The sequence below is a fragment of the Rhizobium sp. PAMB 3174 genome (assembly GCF_052908375.1).
Map to the genome: position 1 here is coordinate 3634287 of NZ_CM128608.1, position 16248 is coordinate 3650534.

Sequence of the window (16248 nt, forward strand, 5' to 3'; positions counted from 1 at the left end):
ACATGGCCGAACAACATCGTCAGCGCATACTTACGATTCCGCCCGGCCTGCCGTTTCTCCGAACCCTCGCCCGAGCCTTGTGCGACGGCTCCCTGGTCGAAAGCTTCCGCTACGATCCCGCCGATCCGCTCGCCCTGTCGCGCGTTACCATCTTCCTGCCGACGCGCCGCGCCGCCCGTGTGCTGCGCTCGGAATTCGTCGACCTGCTCGGCGGCAAGTCCGCCATCCTGCCGGTCATCCGTCCGCTCGGCGAGACGGACGACGACACCGGCTTCTTTGACGAAACGGTTCCCGACCGGCTGGACCTCGATCCGCCAATCCCCGGCACCGCCCGGCTTCTGGAACTTGCGCGGCTCATCCTGTCCTGGCGCAACCGCCTGCCGGAAGTCATCCGCGACATCCATTCCGATTCGCCGCTGGTCGCTCCGGCCAGCCCGGCGGACGCCATCTGGCTTGCCCGCGATCTCGCCGAGCTGATCGATTCGGTCGAAACGGAAGAACGGGACTGGGACGACCTCAAGAAGCTCAACGCCGAAGACTATGCCCATTGGTGGCAGTTGACGCTCGAATTCCTGAAGATCGCTTCCGCCTTCTGGCCGGCGCGCCTGCAGGAACTCAGTCTCTCCTCCCCTGCCCGCCACCGCAACGCGATCCTCAGGGGCGAAGCCGAGCGGCTGGCGAGCGCAAGACACGAAGGACCGGTGATCGTTGCCGGATCGACGGGCTCGCTGCCGGCGACGGCCGAGCTGATCGCCACGGTGGCCAGGTTGCCGGAAGGCGCAGTCGTGCTGCCCGGCCTCGATACCTCCATGGACGAGGACATCTGGCAGGGCCTGACGCCGGCCGCCGACGATCCACGTTTCCAGGATCCGACGCTGCGCGGACATCCACAATATGGTCTCGCGCTGCTTCTCTCGCGGCTCGGAACGGCCCGCTCGGAAGTCATCGCGCTTGCGGGTTCCGAGGAACCGCTTGCGCTACGCCAGAGGCTGATCTCGCAAGCAATGACGCCGGCATCGGCGACTGACCGCTGGGCAAGCTGGCAGGAGGACATTGCAACAGAACAGACGGCTGCAGCCTTTGCCGATGTCAGCCTGATCGAAGCACAGAACGAGCGCGAGGAGGCAACCGCGATCGCGATCGCCCTGCGACTGGCGCTGGAGGAGCCCGGCGTCCACGGCGAAAGCCAGGCAGCACTGATCACGCCGGACCGCACACTTGCCCGCCGTGTCGTCTCCGAACTCGCCCGCTTCGGCATCACGGCGGACGATTCGGCCGGCACGCCGCTGTCGCAGACCCCGCAGGGGACATTGCTGCGGCTGGTCCTTGAAACCACGCTTCGGCCGGGCGATCCGGTGGCGATCGCCTCCCTGCTCAAGCATCCGCTCCTCCGCCTGCAGATGCCTTCCGCCCGGCTGGCGCTGGCCGTCAGGGCGCTCGAGGCGATCGCGCTGCGCGGCGGTCTTGGCGAATGCGATATCGCCTTGCTCGGCCCGCTGCTTGCCAGGCGGCTGGAGGAACAGAAAGCCGACCGGCACCGTGCGCAATGGCGCCGCTCCATTCCGCGGCAGGCGATCGAGGATGCGGCGATCGTCGCGGAGAAACTGGCCGAGGCCGTCGAACCGCTGGCAAGCGCTTTCCTGCGGCGCGGCCGGGAGCGAGGGCTGAGCGATCGCTTCACGCTGTCCGCCTGGGCGGAGCGGACCGGATCGGTGCTCGAAAATCTCTGCCGAGACGAGGTCGGCGATCTTGCCGCGCTTTGGACCGGCGAAGCGGGACAGGCGCTTGCCAACCTTCTCGGCGAAGTGATCGAGGCGCAGGGCCAGCTGGAGGCCAGCGGGCCGCAATGGATCGACATCGCGGATGCGCTGACGGCCGGGTCGGCGGTAAAGCCGCAAGCCATGAGCCACCCGCGCGTCTTCATCTTCGGCACGCTGGAAGCCCGCCTTCAGAGCGTCGACACGCTCGTGCTCGGCGGCCTGAACGAAGGGTCCTGGCCGGCGGAAAGCGCCAACAATCCGTTCCTGTCGCGCACCATGAAAACCGGGATGGGCCTGGAGCCGCCCGAACGGCGGCTGGGCCAGCACGCCCATGATTTCGAGATGGCGAACGGCACCCGCAAGCTGATCTATTCCCGTTCGGCCCGCCAGGGTTCGGCACCGACCGTTCCGTCGCGGTGGCTGCAACGCCTGAAGGCGCTTCTCGGGCCGGACGTGATCCGGGACATGCGTGAACGCGGCGACCGGTTCCGCGACTGGGCCGGCGCGATCGACACCGGCGAGAAGCAGGTGCTCGCACCCCGGCCGGAACCGAAGCCGCCCGCCGACTTGCAGCCGGTGCGCTATTCCTTCTCCGAGGTCTCGCGGCTCCGGCGCGATCCCTATTCGATCTATGCCCGCCGCATCCTGAAACTCGATCCCGTCGATCCCTTCAACGCCGATCCCGGCGCCGCCGAACGCGGGACGCTCTACCATGCGATCATCGATGCCTTCACCAAATCGGGCGCGAAAGCCGGAACGGCCGAGGCGGAAAGCGTGATGGAAAGGCTGATCTCCGAGCATTTCGACCGGGAAGAGCTACCGCCGCATATCGATGCCGTCTGGCGGCCGCGGTTTCGCGAGGTCGCCCACGCCTTCCTGAAATGGGAAGCTACGCGACAGACCGAGATCGCCCGAACCGTCACCGAAGTCGGGGCGGCGATGCAATATGCGCCGGCCGGCATCACCATTACCGGCATCGCCGACCGGATCGACATCAAGGGCCCCGGCCACGCCGACATCATCGACTACAAGACCGGCTCCAATCCGAGCCCGTCGCAGGCGCGCGCCCTTCTCGATCCGCAGCTGGCGCTGGAGGCCGCTGCACTTCGGGCCGGCGCGTTCATGGACGTCGAGCCGCTGACGGCCGAAAACCTCCTCTATGTACGGCTACGCCCCGGCGATCGCTTCGATGTGCAGCAGGTCAACAACGAGCTCAGCACCCGCGACCCGGCGAAGGCGAAATCCGCCGAACAGCTGGCCGACGAGGCCCTGCACCAGCTCGGCAATTTCGTCTCCGTGCTGCGATCCGGCGAGCGCGGGTTCGTGTCGCGGCTGCTGCCCTTCAGCCAGAACGACTATGGCGGCGAATACGACCATCTGGCCCGCGTGGCGGAATGGTCGACCGCCGAGGGCCAGGGGGAGGATGGCGATGAGTGAGCATCTGCCTGATCATCCCGATACGCCGGCCGGCTGGCTCGACTGGACGACCGCGCAACAGTCGGCTGCGGCCGATCCGGGCCGCTCCGCCTGGGTTTCGGCCAATGCGGGCTCCGGCAAGACGCATGTCCTGACGCAGAGGGTGATCCGCCTGCTGCTGGCGGGCGCACGCCCCTCCTCCATCCTGTGCCTGACCTATACGAAGGCGGCGGCATCGGAAATGTCGAACCGCGTGTTCGAGCGGCTGGGCGCCTGGGCGACGCTGAATGACGAGGAGCTTGCATCACGGATCGAAAGGATCGAGGGCGCCCGGCCGGACCGGATCAAGCTGGCGCTCGCCCGCCAGCTCTTCGCCCGCGCGCTGGAAACGCCCGGCGGCCTGAAGATCCAGACCATCCACGCCTTCTGCGAGGCGTTGCTGCACCAGTTTCCGCTGGAAGCCAACGTCGCCGGCCATTTCTCCGTCCTCGACGACCGGGCCGCGAGCGTGCTGCTCGCCGATGCGCGGCGCGCGATGCTGACGGCGGCTTCGTCTGAAGAGGATGCCGACCTCGCCGAAGCCTTCGCCTATGTTCTCTCGGTCGGCGACGAGTTCGGTCTCGACACGCTGCTCGGCGAGATCGTCGCCAACCGGATCGCCATCGCCAATTTCGTCGCTGTCGCCGGACCGACGCCCGAGGACGCGCTGCGCCGGGCCTTCCAAATTGCCGAGAACGAGACGGAAGCCGATCTCCTTGCCGGTTTCTGGCCGCTGGCCGGTCTTTCGGACGCGAACCTCAGCCTCTACATCGACATCGCCCGTGAAGTCGGTGGATCCAAAGCCGGCGAGATCGCCGATCTGCTGGCGAGCGCCGTCAAGACCGCCGATCCTGCCGAACGCATAGACCTCATGGAAGCGGCCCTCCTGAAGAAGGACGGCGATCCGAAGGCGATGAGCACGCTTGCCACCAAGAAGATGCTGGCAGCCGCGCCGCATCTGGAAACGGCAATCACCGAGGCCATCGGCCATCTGGTCGACTGCCGCGACCGGCTGAAACGCTTCCGGCTGTTCCAGGCGACACGCGCGGCGCTTACCCTCGCGACACGACTGCTCGGCGACTACGAGGACCTGAAGAAGGAGCGCAGCCTTCTCGATTTCGAGGACCTGATCAACCGGGCGGCGGCGCTTCTGACCAAGAGCCAGATCAGCGCCTGGATCCACTACAAGCTCGACCAGGGCATCGACCATATTCTGGTGGACGAGGCGCAGGACACCAGCCCGATCCAGTGGCAGGTCATCCGCTCGCTGAGCGACGATTTCTTCTCCGGCGAAACGTCCCGGCCCGGAACGCGAACGCTGTTTGCGGTGGGCGACGAAAAACAGTCGATCTACTCCTTCCAGGGCGCAAGACCGGAGCGCTTTGCCGCCGAGCGGACCTTCACCCAGAAGCGGGTGACGGCGAGCGGGGGAGTCTTTTCCGGCATCCGCCTGCCCCTGTCCTTCCGTTCGACCGAAGATGTGCTGTCGGCAGTCGACCAGGTGTTTTCGCTGGCGGAGAATGCCCGCGGTCTTGCCGCCGGCGGCGACGACATCATTCACCGCTCCAACCGCAGTGGCCATCCCGGCGCCGTCGATCTGTGGGAGATGATCGGAACCGAGGCGATGCTCAGGGAAGATGACTGGACCGCGCCCTTCGATTCGACGCCGGAGAACGCGCCACCCGCCATCCTGGCCCGCCGAATCGCCCACCATATCGGTCAACTGGTTGCCGACGGCACGATCATCGAAGACGGCAAGGCGCGCCGTGTCAGGCCGGGAGACATCCTGATCCTGGTGCGCAAGCGCGACGGCTTCGTCAACGCGCTGACGCGGCTTCTGAAATCCCCCTACAACATTCCCGTCGCCGGTGCCGACCGACTGCGGCTGACCAGCCATATCGCCATCCAGGACCTGATGGCGCTCGGACGCTTCGCACTGCTGCCCGAGGACGATCTTTCGCTTGCCGCCCTGTTGAAGAGCCCTCTCTTCAATCTTGGCGAGGCGGACGTCTTCGAGATCTGCGGTCTGCGGGCGGAGAACCAGAGCGCCTGGAGCGAATTGAAGCGACGCGCGGCAAGTGGTGACGCCCGGCTGGAAACTGTCCGAGACAGCCTCTTGACCCACATCGCGGCCGCAAATCGGCTATCGGTGCACGATTTTTATGCGCAAGTGCTCGCCGCGCATGGCGGACGACGAAAGTTTCTTGCCCGGCTCGGCACCGAAGTCAGCGACATTCTCGACGAATTCCTGACCTTCGCGCTCGACCAGGAGCAGAACGGTCTTCCCGGATTGCAGGCGTTTCTCTCGACGCTCGAGCTCGAAGCGCCGGAGGTCAAGCGCGAACAGGACAAGGGCCGCGACGAGGTGCGGATCATGACCGTGCACGCCTCCAAGGGCCTGGAGGCGCCAATCGTCTTCTTGGTCGATGGCGGTTCGGCGGCCTTCAGCCACAGCCATCTCTCCAAGTTCCGGATGATCGATACGCCGGACAGCGCCGCACCCGTGCCGGTCTGGGCGGCGACGAAGGATGTCGGCAATTCGCTGACCGAGGAAGACGGCGAGCGGGCCAAGGCGGCGGCCGAGGAGGAATACCGGCGGTTGCTCTATGTCGGCATGACCCGGGCCGCCGACCGGCTGATCGTCTGCGGCTATCGCGGCATCCGCCAGAATCCGGGGATCTGGCACGAGATGATCTCCAACGCGCTTGCGGCGGACGACAGCCGATGCCGGGAAACGGAATTCATCGGGCCGGATGGTGCCACATGGAACGGCTACTCCTGGCGCGCGGCCGCCCCCAAGCGGACCTTCGACAGGGCGGACGAGCAGCAGAAGGCGGAACGCACCCGCGACCTTCCGGCAGCGCTTTCCCGCCCCCTGCCGCCGATAAAGGCACTCCCGCGTCCGCTCAGCCCATCGGGGACAGGTTCGGTCATCGACGCCGAAACGGGCGACGCGCCGGTGCTGTCGCCGCTGTTCGGCAACAGGCCCGCCGAAAACCACGCGCTGGAAAAGGGACGCATCCAGCACCGGCTGACGCAGGTCCTTCCCGGACTGGAGCCATCGGAACGGCGGACGGCGGCCATCCGCTATCTCGAGCGCGCGGCCGGAAACTGGGATGAGGAGGAGCGAGACAGGACGGTCGAGAAAATCCTCGCCGTGATCGACCATCCCGACATTGCCGCAGCATTCGCCGCTTCGGCCCAGGTCGAGGTCTCGATCATGGGCACTCTGTCCCTCAACGGCCGTGACTATTCCGTTTCCGGACGAATCGACCGCCTCGCCGTCGACGGCGATACGGTGATCATCATCGACTACAAGACTAATCGTGTGGTGCCGGAGACGGTCGAGACGGTTTCGCCCGCCTATATCGCCCAGCTCGCCATCTATCGCGAAATCCTGGCGCCGCTCTACCCGGGCAAGCGCTTCGAATGCGCGCTGGTCTACACGGAAGAAGCAGTTATCCACGTGATCCCGAGCGGGAAGCTAGCCTCCGCCCTTGCGGAGCTCAAGACAAAGTGAAAGATCGGGGATTGAAATTTCGGGCCCACAGGGTCACATGTGTACCAACATATTCCCTTTGATAAGGAGAGCCACATGGCTACCGTGAAAGTTGACAGCGCCAATTTCGAAGCCGAAGTCCTGCAGTCGGCAGAGCCCGTGATCGTGGATTTCTGGGCCGAATGGTGCGGCCCGTGCAAGATGATCGCTCCGAGCCTTGAAGAGCTTTCGGTCGAATTCGCCGGCAAGGTGAAGGTCGCCAAGCTCAACATCGACGAAAACCCGGAACTGGCCGCCCAGTTCGGCGTCCGCTCCATTCCGACGCTCGCCATGTTCAAGGGTGGCGAAGTGGCCGACATCAAGGTTGGCGCCGCCCCGAAGACCGCCCTGACGAGCTGGATTTCCAGCGCCGCCTAAGGCGACCTCATTTGCAGGCATGAGAAAAGCCCGGTTTTCGCCGGGCTTTTTCTTTGCCGATTTTTTGCGAGTTCAGGTCGGAGGAGTACCGTTTTCGGCGAGCACGTCGCCGACGAGATAGAGCGAGCCACCGATCAGGATTCGCGGCGGCGGAGCGTCGGGGCGCAAATGCTGCTTCATCATCTCCAAGGCCTCGGAAACCGACGCTGTAGGGCTCGACAGAAGACCCGCCTCACCCGCGGCATCCGCCAGCACGACCGGATCGATGCGCGCGTCGGTGCCGAAGATCGGCACGGTGAAGACGTGCTCGGCCAGATCCTCGAAGGCGCGGAAATAGCCGACCGGATCCTTGGTGTTGATCATGCCGGCGATCAGGAACAAGGGCCGCGGCTGGCGTTCCTCGAAATTGGCCACGGCTTCGGCGATAACTTCGCCGGCGCCCGGATTATGGCCGCCGTCGACCCAGATTTCCGAACCCGCCGGAGCCTTGTCGAAAAGCGCGCCGCTGGTCAGGTGCTGCAGGCGGCCCGGCCAGCTGACCGACTGCATCGCCTGCTCGATGACGGCATCCGGCAGCGCAAAGCCGGCCGCCTTCACAGCCCTTATGGCGGCGGCGGCATTGGCGTACTGGTGCCGGCCCGGAAGGCGCGGCAACGGCAGATCGACGAGCCCGAATTCGTCCTGGTAGATCAGCCGGCCGTATTCCTCATAGGCGACATAGTCCTGGCCATAGGCGGCTGTCGGGCAATGCAGACGTTCCGCCGTCGACAACAGGACATCCAGAGCCTCGTCATGCTGCTGCTGGCCGATGACGACAGGGCAGCGCCGCTTCATGATGCCGGCCTTTTCGGCGGCGATCAGTTCGACGCGGTCGCCGAGATAGGCCTGGTGATCAAGCGAGATCGGCATGATGACGGAAACGGCCGGTTCGGGAATGACGTTGGTCGCGTCGAACCGCCCACCGAGGCCGACTTCAACGATGGCGACATCCGCCGGCGCTTCGGAAAACAAGACGAACATCACGGCGGTCAGGATCTCGAACACCGTGATTGTCTCGCCGCGATTGGCCTCGCCGACCCGACGGATCGCATCCGCAAAGACCGCATCCTCGACCAGACGGCCGCTGCCGCCCTTCACGCCGATGCGGTAGCGCTCATGCCAGTTGACGAGGTGCGGTGATGTATGGACGTGAACGCTGAGGCCGGCTGCCTCCAGCAGCGCTCTTGCGAATGCCGTGACCGATCCCTTGCCGTTGGTGCCGGCGACATGGATCACCGGCGGCATCTTGAGATGGGGATTGCCGAGCCGATCCAGCAGGCGCGTGATCCGGTCAAGGGACAGATCGAATCCCTTGGGATGCAGCGCCATCAGCTTGTTGATTTCGTTCTCGGCTTCACTCCGCACGGATTGGTCCATGAAATCTCATCCAACGATGCGGCAAAAGAAGCAAACGCGCGATTATTCTGCGGCTTCTGCCTTGGGAGCAGGTTCTGCGCTTGCAGGCGTCCGGTCAATTTCCTCGCGCACGCCATCCACCGGCTTTTTCATCAGGATCTTCAAGAGCCGTGCCAGCGTATCGGGGATATCGTGCCGGCGGACGACCATGTCGACCATGCCGTGCTCCAGCAGATATTCGGAAGTCTGGAAGCCTTCCGGCAGCTTTTCGCGCAGGGTCTGCTCGATCACCCGCTTGCCGGCAAAGCCGATTTCGGCGCCGGGTTCGGCCAAGTGGATATCGCCGAGCATTGCATAGGAGGCCGTGACGCCGCCGGTGGTCGGGTTGGTCAGCACCACGATATAGGGTAGACCCGCTTCCTTCAGCATGTTGACGGCAACGGTCGTGCGCGGCAGCTGCATGAGAGAAAGAATGCCTTCCTGCATGCGCGCGCCGCCGGAAGCCGGGAACATGACGACGGGGCATTTCTCGGCAATCGCCCGCTCGAATGCCTTGATGATCGCCTCGCCGGCGGCAATGCCGAGCGAACCGCCGATGAAGTTGAAGTCGTGCACGATGGCGACGAGCTTCAGGCCCTTCACCTTGCCGACGCCGGCATTGATCGTGTCTTCGGCATCGGTCTTGGCACGGCTGTCGCGCAGACGGTCCGAGTACTTCTTGGAATCGCGGAACTTCAGCGGATCCTGCGCCACCTTGGGCTGCGGCAGGGATTCGTACTGGCCATTGTCGAAGAGCGTCCGTAGACGGTCTTTCGCCGGCATCTTCATGTGATAGCCGGACGCCGGAATGACCCAGAGATTTTCCTCAAGATCCTTGTGAAAGACCATTTCACCGGTTTCCGGACATTTGATCCAGAGATTTTCCGGCACTTCGCGGCGGCCGAGCATGGAATTGATCCGCGGCCTGACGTAGTTGGTGATCCAGTTCAAAGCTCTTGCTCCTGAAATTTCAAACTAAATGCGGATTACACCCGCTATTCGGCGGCAACAAGGCGTGCCGACCGCGCGCCAGATGCCAGTCCGCTGACCAGCGTCGCCACCGCCTGCACCGTATCCGCCGTCGCCTTGCCGTCCTTGGTCAGGCTCGACGCGATCTGGTTGACGATCGCCGTGCCGACCACGACGCCGTCGGCGGACGCGCCGATCAGCTTGGCATGCTCGGCGGTCTTGACGCCGAAGCCGACGCAAACCGGCAGATCGGTGTGGCTCTTGATCCGCTTCACCGCGCCGGAAACCAGCGACGGATCCGGCAGGGACGAGCCGGTGATGCCGTTCATCGACACATAATACACGAAACCGGAGGAATTTTGCAGAACCCGCGGCATGCGCTTGTCGTCGGTGGTCGGCGTCGTCAGGCGAATGAAGTTGATACCCTTGGCGACTGCCGGGATGCAGAGCTCATCATCCATCTCCGGCGGCAAGTCGACAACGATGAGTCCGTCGATGCCGGCCTCGATGGCCTCGTCGACGAACTTCTCGACGCCGTGGATGTAGATCGGATTGTAGTAGCCCATCATCACGATCGGAGTGTCGTTGTCCGTCTTGCGGAAATCGCGGGCGAGCTGCAGCGTCTTGATGAGGGTCTGGCCAGCTTTCAGCGCACGCTGACCGGCCATCTGAATGGCGGGGCCGTCGGCCATCGGGTCGGAGAACGGCATGCCGAGCTCGATGACGTCGGCGCCGGCTTCCGGCAACGCCTTCATGATGCCGAGCGAGGTCTCGTAGTCGGGGTCGCCGGCCATGAAGTACGTGACGAGCGCCGGGCGGTTTTCCGCCTTCAGGTCGGCGAAGCGTTTGTCCATACGTGCAGTCATGATCAGAGGCCCATTCCGAGAATCTTGCCAACGGTGAAGATGTCCTTGTCGCCGCGGCCACACAGGTTCATCAGGATGATCTGGTCCTTGCCCATCTTCGGTGCGCGCTTGACCACCTCGGCCAGCGCATGGCTCGGCTCCAGCGCCGGAATGATGCCTTCCGTGCGGGTCAGGAGCTGGAAGGCGGCCAGCGCCTCGTCATCCATGATCGGCACATATTCAACGCGGCCGCTGTCCTTCAGCCAGGAATGCTCGGGACCAATGCCCGGATAGTCGAGACCGGCGGAGATGGAATGGCCTTCCTTGATCTGTCCGTCGCTGTCCTGCAGCAGATAGGTGCGGTTGCCGTGCAGGACGCCCGGGCTGCCGGCCGTCAGGGAGGCGCAATGTTCCTCGCCGTCGAGGCCCTTGCCGCCGGCTTCGACGCCGACGATGCGGACCGACTCGTCATCCAGGAAGGGATGGAAGAGACCGATGGCATTCGAGCCGCCGCCGACGGCAGCGACCAGCATGTCCGGCAGGCGGCCTTCGGCGGCCATCATCTGCTCCTTGGCCTCCGTGCCGATGACAGACTGGAACTCGCGGACCATTTCCGGATAGGGATGCGGGCCGGCGGCCGTGCCGATGATGTAATAGGTGTCGTCGACATTGGTGACCCAGTCGCGCAGCGCCTCGTTCATCGCGTCCTTCAGCGTGCCGTGACCGGAGGTTACCGGCCTGACCTCGGCGCCCAGCAGCTTCATGCGGAAGACGTTCGGGGCCTGACGCTCGACGTCGGTCGCGCCCATGTAGACGACGCAGGGAAGACCGAAACGGGCGGCAACGGTGGCGGACGCGACGCCATGCTGGCCGGCGCCGGTTTCGGCGATGATGCGGGTCTTGCCCATGCGCTTGGCGAGAAGGATCTGGCCGATGCAGTTGTTGATCTTGTGGCTGCCGGTGTGATTGAGCTCGTCGCGCTTGAAGTAGATCTTAGCGCCGCCGAGTTCTTCCGTCAGGCGCTCGGCGAAATAGAGCGGGCTCGGACGGCCGATGTAATGCGTTCCGAGATGGGCAAGCTCGGCCTGGAACTCGGCATCCGTCTTTGCCCGGTTCCACTGTTCCTCAAGCTCGAGGATGAGCGGCATCAGGGTCTCGGCGACGAAGCGCCCACCATAGATGCCGAAACGTCCGTCCTCGTCGGGACCGGACCGGAAGGAATTGGGCTTAGGCGTCTGGTTCACATCATTCTCCCTGTGCCGGCCGTCTTCATCGGCTTGTCGGGCACCGCATCAAAAAACTGGTCGAGCAAGGCGAGATCCTTGACGCCCGGCTCGGATTCCACACCGGAGGATACGTCGATCCCCCTCGCCCCGGTCATCAGAACCGCCGTTCTGACGTTGTCCTTGTCCAGGCCTCCGGAAAGCATGTAATCAAGGTGATCGTCAAGACTGTCCATCAGGCTCCAGTCGAAGCTGACGCCGTTGCCTCCGGGCAATTCGGAGCCCTTCGGCGCCTTGGCGTCGAAGAGGAAACTGTCGGCAACGCCTTCATAGGCATCGACCTTTTTAAGGTCGTCGGCGTCGCGAACCGAAAACACCTTCATGACGGGCAGGCCAAACAGAGCCTTCAGGTACAGGATGCGTTCCGGGCTCTCGCTGCCGTGCAATTGCAGGATATCAGGCTTCAGGAGCGCAACGATCTCCTCCAGCGTCTCGTCATCGGCGTCGACAGTCACGGCTACGACCTTGACGCGACCGCGGACCAGGTCCGCGAGCTTTCCGGCCACATCCGGCTCTATGTTGCGCGGGCTTTTCTCGAAGAAAATGAAGCCGATATGCGTGGCTCCGCGCTCGACAGCGCGCAACACCGCTTCAGGCGTCTTGAGGCCGCAGATCTTGATATCCGGTTTCATCTGGGCGGAAGTGACATGAAACGGTAAAAGAGTCGAGAAAAATCGCCATCCGCGGCCGTCAGAGGGCCGACGGTCCGAAGTCGATCGCGTGCAGCAGCGTACCGTTCTTCTTCAGCCACACCTTTGCCTCGTCCGTTCGCGGGCAGAGCTTTTCGCATAGCGCCCAGAAGCGCGGCCCGTGGTTCATCTCGCGGAGATGGGCGACTTCGTGGGCGGCGAGATAGTCGATCACGAATGGCGGCGCCATGACGATGCGCCAGGAGAACGACAGCTTGCCGTCGCTCGAGCACGATCCCCAGCGGCTGCGGGTATCCTTCATGGTGATCGACTTGTACGGCCGGCCGGCCGCCTTCGAATGGATCGCCACGTAGGATTCGATATCGCCGCGCGCTTCCTTCTTCAGGAAGTCGGCGACGCGTCGGCCGGTATGTTCTTCCATGCCGCTGACCGTCAGGATGTGACGGCCTTCACGTTCGATGCTCTGGGTCAGCCCACGCAGCTTGCCGGTATGCTCGATCTGGTGGCTGACTCCGCGCAAGTGGATTTCACTGCCGTCCCGAAGGGTCCGGTCGTCGCCGAACCGCGACAACCTGTCGGCCAACCATTCCTGATGGCGCCGCAAAAAATCGTCGACGTCGCGGCGCGGAACGCCGGGCGGAACGGTCATCTTCAGGAGGTTGCCACCGGGCTCTATCCTCAGCGTGATGCGGGTGGAGCGAGGGTTGCTGCGGATCACCAGCGGCATCGGCCTGCCATCGACGTCAATGGTCGTCTTGACCACGCCAGGTGGCTTCGGCAATTTGTTCCTGACACGCTCAATCAATCCGAACATGCCCTCTTCTATCCGATTCGAAACTGTTGTCGCCAAACAAAAACCGGCATCCATTCGATGCCGGTCCTCTTTTCAGATCAACGGTATCAGCGCTCAGGATCCGGTATAACCGGGGACCGGGTTGCCGTTGTTGCCGCCATCCTGTCGCCTGGACGGACGGTCGCGCATGAAACGGTCGAACTCTTCCTGGTCCCGCGCCCTGCGCAGTTCGCGCATGTACTCGTCGAAGTCGGCACGCATCTCATCGAGCTTGCGGCGTTCTTCCTCCAGCCGTTCCAGTTCCTGCCGGCGCCAGTCGTCGAAGGCGACGTTGCCGGTTGAGAAATGCGGACGGCCGTATCGGCTACGGCTCGACCTGCAGCCGGCGAAAATTCCGTCTGCTTTCGAGTTCATGTCCCGCTTGAATTCCTGCAAGCGTTCGCCGAACAGGATGTAGGCAAGCATAGCCAGACCGAGAGGCCAGAAAATGACGAAGCCCAACACCATCAGTGCGATCGTTGCCGGCGTCCAGTCGGGACGAAGCAATGCTGACTGGTTCATTGTGAGTTACCTCGCTTTCCTCGGACCGGCAGGATGCCGAACCGATGAGTTTGATGTGGTAACCCGCCAATTCGGGTTCAAGCATATGCCACCCGAATTCGGACAATAGTCTGTTTTACAACCGATTTATCGGGATCGCGCCGGCGGTTGAAGCGGCCTTGCGTGCCGCCTCAGGCCTTCCCGCCTTCAATGACCCGTGGGGTCAAGGCCTTGCGGCCAGAACTGTGAGTGCGCGCGAAATCGACGATCATCGGTACGATATCGCGGCGGAAGCGCGATCCGTTGAAGACACCGTAGTGACCGACGTCAGCCTGCACGTAGTGCATGCGCTTCTCGTTCGGAATGCCCGGACATATGAAATGCGCGGCCTCGGTCTGGCCGACGCCCGAGATGTCGTCGTTCTGGCCTTCGACGGTCAGGAGGGCGACATTATGGATCGCCTTGGTATCGACCTTCCGGCCGCGATGCTTGAACCGGCCGTTGGGAAGCGAGTGCTTGATGAAAACCTCGTCGACCGTCTGCAGGTAGAACTCCGCCGTCAGGTCCATCACCGCCAGATATTCGTCGTAGAAGTCGCGATGCTTTTCGGCCGAATCACCGTCATTCTTCACCATGTGGAAGAAGAAGTCCTTCTGGGCGATCATGTGCCGGTCGAGGTTCATCGACATGAAGCCGGAGAGTTGCAGGAAGCCCGGATAGACCGGGCGCAGGAAGCCCGGCTGCGGCCACGGCACGTTCATGATGACATTGTCACGGAACCAGTCGAGCGGCTTGCTCTGCGCCAGCTTGTTAACCGCCGTCGGATTGACGCGGGTGTCGATCGGGCCGCCCATCAGGGTCATGGACGCCGGCACGCAGGGATCGCTGTCCATTTCCATGACGCCGACAGCGGCAAGCAGCGGGACCGAAGGCTGGCAGACGCCAACGGCGTTCACGCCCGGTCCCATGAACTGAAAGATCTCGACCAGGTAATCGATGAAATCGTCGAGGTCGAAGCGGCCTTCCGAAACCGGCACCATTCGGGCATCCACCCAATCGGTGATGTAGACATCGGCATGCGGCAGCAGTGCCTCGACCGTTCCCCGCAGCAAGGTCGCATAGTGACCGGACATGGGTGCCACGAGCAGGATGCGCGGGTCCTTGCCGTGATTGGCAGGCAGCACGCGCTCGAAATGAATGAGTTTGCAGAACGGCTTGGACCAGATCACCTTTTCGTGGACCGAAACGCGCTCTCCGGCCACCTCGGTCTCGCTCAGACCGAACTCCGGCTTGCCATAACGGCGCGTGGCACGTTCGAAGACCTCGAGCGACGCCGCAAGCGATCGTCCGAGCATCGTGTGGGACAGCGGGTTCAGAGGATTGCGATAGGCCATCCGCCACAAATCGGCTCCCGCCCTGACGGGCGCGACCATGGCATGGTTCAATTCGTAGAGTTGATAAAACATGGGAAACGCCACCTTTCTGGTCCGGATATCCCACGCAGCTTGCCCATGGCTTGTCAGGCAGTGCGACCACCGCGGGCACCATATCGGTTTGGCCCCGCACGCTTCCTCGGCAACTGGATAATCCGTCACATTCCGACCTCGGACGACTGCGCACAACGCACGACCGGCTCCGGGTTAACCATGACCCTAGCAGGTTTCTGGTGCGGCGCAACAGGGCCGCATGTCGCAACGCAAAAGTCAGGGCGGGCAGCTTCCTTGTCCGCTGGCAATCGCGCTCTATTTCCGGCTACGATCTTGCGGTTCCGAACACTCACTTGCAGAGAGCGTTCCTGGATGGATTGCGAAACTCGGCATTTTTAGCCGGATTCTTCAGATTCTCCCTTCACCGATCGAAGGAGGAGTGATCCATTGAGATCTCGACTGTGCCGGTGTTTCACGTGAATCACGCAACGAATTCAGACATGGCTTTATTTCTAAAGGAATTCCAGATGTCATTCATCCATCCTAGACAGCCTGCCCACGATATCGATCCGCTCTTCGCAAATCGCTGGTCGCCGCGGTCATTCACCAGCGATCCTTTGCCGGAGTCCGATCTGAAGACCATGTTAGAGGCGGCGCGCTGGGCACCATCCGGCAGTAACCGCCAGCCGTGGCGTTTCGTCTACGGCCCGCGCGGCACGCCGGCCTGGGAGAAGATCGGGCCGGTCCTGATGGAATCGAACTTCCGCTGGGCGCGCAATGCCGGTGCCCTGATCCTGGTCTACTCCAGACAGACGATCCGGGACGACAAGACGGGTGAATCGAAAAATCTCTACAGCCACGCCTTCGATGCAGGCGCAGCCTGGGTGTCGCTCGCCTTGCAGGCGTCCAAGCTTGGCTATCATGCCCACGCCATGGGCGGGATTCATCATGACAAGGCGATGGAGATATTCTCCGTGCCAAAGGACTTCCGTCCCGAGGTCGCCATCGCCATCGGCAAGATCGGCGCACCGGAAGACCTCCCGGAAGAACTTCGGTTGCGCGAAGTGCCGAGTGACCGGCTGCCGCTCGACAAGATCGCCGGCGAAGGTATTTTTCCGGAGAGCTGAAACAGAAGACCCGCCGGACGGCATCCGGCGGGTCTTTTCATATCGGCAG

General features: G+C 63.3%; 12 protein-coding genes. 4 read left to right on the top strand and 8 right to left on the bottom strand.

The genetic code is table 11. The annotated features are described in order from the left end of the window. Positions 1-2 precede the first annotated feature (2 nt). From addB to trxA, 3 genes are all read left to right on the top strand, one after another. Positions 3-3197, top strand: coding sequence for a double-strand break repair protein AddB (gene addB, locus ACU5AY_RS17480; RefSeq protein ID WP_446827153.1), 3195 nt, complete (start codon positions 3-5; stop codon positions 3195-3197). Then, the gene (gene addA, locus ACU5AY_RS17485) at positions 3184-6735 is read left to right on the top strand and encodes a double-strand break repair helicase AddA (RefSeq protein ID WP_446827154.1); all 3552 of its coding nucleotides are present in this window, start codon (positions 3184-3186) and stop codon (positions 6733-6735) included. The genes addB and addA overlap by 14 nt, the downstream gene beginning before the upstream one ends. Before the next feature lie 75 nt (positions 6736-6810). After that, the gene (gene trxA, locus ACU5AY_RS17490) at positions 6811-7131 is read left to right on the top strand and encodes a thioredoxin (RefSeq protein ID WP_261928301.1); all 321 of its coding nucleotides are present in this window, start codon (positions 6811-6813) and stop codon (positions 7129-7131) included. Positions 7132-7203: 72 nt separating this feature from the next. Here the strand turns inward: trxA and ACU5AY_RS17495 are convergent, their stop codons facing one another. The 8 genes from ACU5AY_RS17495 to ACU5AY_RS17530 form a co-directional block, all read right to left on the bottom strand. Further along, entirely contained in the window at positions 7204-8547 is a 1344-nt protein-coding gene (locus tag ACU5AY_RS17495; protein ID WP_446827155.1) for a bifunctional folylpolyglutamate synthase/dihydrofolate synthase, read from the bottom strand. 42 nt (positions 8548-8589) lie between these two features. Next, the gene (accD, locus tag ACU5AY_RS17500; protein WP_446822348.1) at positions 8590-9516 is read right to left on the bottom strand and encodes an acetyl-CoA carboxylase, carboxyltransferase subunit beta; all 927 of its coding nucleotides are present in this window, start codon (positions 9514-9516) and stop codon (positions 8590-8592) included. A gap of 44 nt (positions 9517-9560) precedes the next feature. Further along, positions 9561-10400: a tryptophan synthase subunit alpha gene (gene trpA, locus ACU5AY_RS17505; protein WP_446822349.1), complete on the bottom strand. Its 840-nt coding sequence runs from the start codon at positions 10398-10400 to the stop codon at positions 9561-9563. A gap of 2 nt (positions 10401-10402) precedes the next feature. Then, positions 10403-11623: a tryptophan synthase subunit beta gene (gene trpB / locus ACU5AY_RS17510; protein ID WP_446822350.1), complete on the bottom strand. Its 1221-nt coding sequence runs from the start codon at positions 11621-11623 to the stop codon at positions 10403-10405. Next, positions 11620-12294, bottom strand: a complete 675-nt coding sequence (locus ACU5AY_RS17515) for a phosphoribosylanthranilate isomerase (RefSeq protein ID WP_446827156.1) — start codon at positions 12292-12294, stop codon at positions 11620-11622. The genes trpB and ACU5AY_RS17515 overlap by 4 nt, the downstream gene beginning before the upstream one ends. A 58-nt stretch (positions 12295-12352) precedes the next feature. Next, positions 12353-13126, bottom strand: coding sequence for a M48 family metallopeptidase (locus ACU5AY_RS17520; protein ID WP_446827157.1), 774 nt, complete (start codon positions 13124-13126; stop codon positions 12353-12355). A 93-nt stretch (positions 13127-13219) separates the two neighbouring features. Beyond that, positions 13220-13666, bottom strand: coding sequence for a DUF2852 domain-containing protein (locus ACU5AY_RS17525; RefSeq protein WP_446822353.1), 447 nt, complete (start codon positions 13664-13666; stop codon positions 13220-13222). Between the two features lie 170 nt (positions 13667-13836). Continuing rightward, entirely contained in the window at positions 13837-15111 is a 1275-nt protein-coding gene (locus ACU5AY_RS17530) for a polyhydroxyalkanoate depolymerase (RefSeq protein WP_446827158.1), read from the bottom strand. Positions 15112-15548: 437 nt separating this feature from the next. Between ACU5AY_RS17530 and ACU5AY_RS17535 the strand changes: the two genes are divergently transcribed. Beyond that, the gene (locus tag ACU5AY_RS17535; protein WP_446827159.1) at positions 15549-16199 is read left to right on the top strand and encodes a nitroreductase family protein; all 651 of its coding nucleotides are present in this window, start codon (positions 15549-15551) and stop codon (positions 16197-16199) included. Positions 16200-16248 lie beyond the last annotated feature (49 nt).

Bases quoted from the DNA above. Each gene is read 5' to 3' on its own strand.
- addB (WP_446827153.1), top strand. From the start codon at position 3: ATGGCCGAACAACATCGTCAGCGCATACTTACGATTCCGCCCGGCCTG.
- addA (WP_446827154.1), top strand. From the start codon at position 3,184: ATGGCGATGAGTGAGCATCTGCCTGATCATCCCGATACGCCGGCCGGC.
- trxA (WP_261928301.1), top strand. From the start codon at position 6,811: ATGGCTACCGTGAAAGTTGACAGCGCCAATTTCGAAGCCGAAGTCCTG.
- ACU5AY_RS17495 (WP_446827155.1), bottom strand. From the start codon at position 8,547: ATGGACCAATCCGTGCGGAGTGAAGCCGAGAACGAAATCAACAAGCTG.
- trpA (WP_446822349.1), bottom strand. From the start codon at position 10,400: ATGACTGCACGTATGGACAAACGCTTCGCCGACCTGAAGGCGGAAAAC.
- ACU5AY_RS17515 (WP_446827156.1), bottom strand. From the start codon at position 12,294: ATGAAACCGGATATCAAGATCTGCGGCCTCAAGACGCCTGAAGCGGTG.
- ACU5AY_RS17520 (WP_446827157.1), bottom strand. From the start codon at position 13,126: ATGTTCGGATTGATTGAGCGTGTCAGGAACAAATTGCCGAAGCCACCT.
- ACU5AY_RS17525 (WP_446822353.1), bottom strand. From the start codon at position 13,666: ATGAACCAGTCAGCATTGCTTCGTCCCGACTGGACGCCGGCAACGATC.
- ACU5AY_RS17530 (WP_446827158.1), bottom strand. From the start codon at position 15,111: ATGTTTTATCAACTCTACGAATTGAACCATGCCATGGTCGCGCCCGTC.